1 pseudogene is annotated in these 856 nt (G+C 44.5%); it reads right to left on the bottom strand.

Annotated features, from left to right (window positions below):
• Window positions 1–856 (bottom strand): annotated as a pseudogene (locus tag AC3WT9_RS34595) (IS1182 family transposase); the annotation flags it as partial.

An 856-nucleotide genomic window follows, 5' to 3' on the forward strand; every position in this document is an offset into this window, starting at 1 on the left:
TATTTCAGTTCGTGACTCGCTGGACAAACATATAGATTACGTTCGGCATCAAAGGTAAACTTCCACTTCGGAAACAAGCCTTGCTTGGGATGAAATCTCCGGTGAGCAATCACGGCAAAGATCTTTCGACGTTGTAGTCCCCGGCAAATCGGTGTAGTCAAATAACCTGAATCAAGTGCAACAGCTTCTACGGCAAATCCAAAACGTTCTCGTTGGCGATCTAAACGCAACAAATAGGGCACGGAATCATGAACATTTCCGGGCGTCACGTGCACATCAGTAATGAGATTGTATTTGGTATCGACTGTACGGTGGTCCAAATAAAAGAAGCCTTCTGGTTTGCCATCTCGAATCATATATCCACTGTCTGGATCGGTTTTGCTCACTTTAATTTCTTTTTCTTCGTTCACTTCCTCTCTGAGTTTTAGGGCTTTTTTCCATGCTCTTTCCGGTCTTCGGCCACGGCGGCATTGAGCTCGTCCACGTAATCCTTGGTATTTTGTAGCACTTGTTGTTTCGTGTACTGGTGTTTATTCGCATTGGCCTTCACATGAGTAGAGTCGGTTACGAGAACACGTCCGCCAACCATTCGGTGTGAGATTGCTTGGAGAACAATCTCATCGAAAATATCTTGGAAGATGCTCGTATCTTTAAACCGGGTTCGTCGGTTCCAGCTAATCGTCGAATGGTCTGGAACCTTATCTGTCAATCCCAGTCCTAAAAACCAGCGATAGGCTAAATTGGTTTGGATCTCTCGCTCCAATTGACGTTCAGAACGAATACCGTAAAAGTAACCGAGAAAAATCATTTTAAATAAGACGACAGGATCAATGGCAGGACGACCATTATCTGCACA

The organism is Paenibacillus sp. EB106-06-01-XG199, from assembly GCF_058791575.1.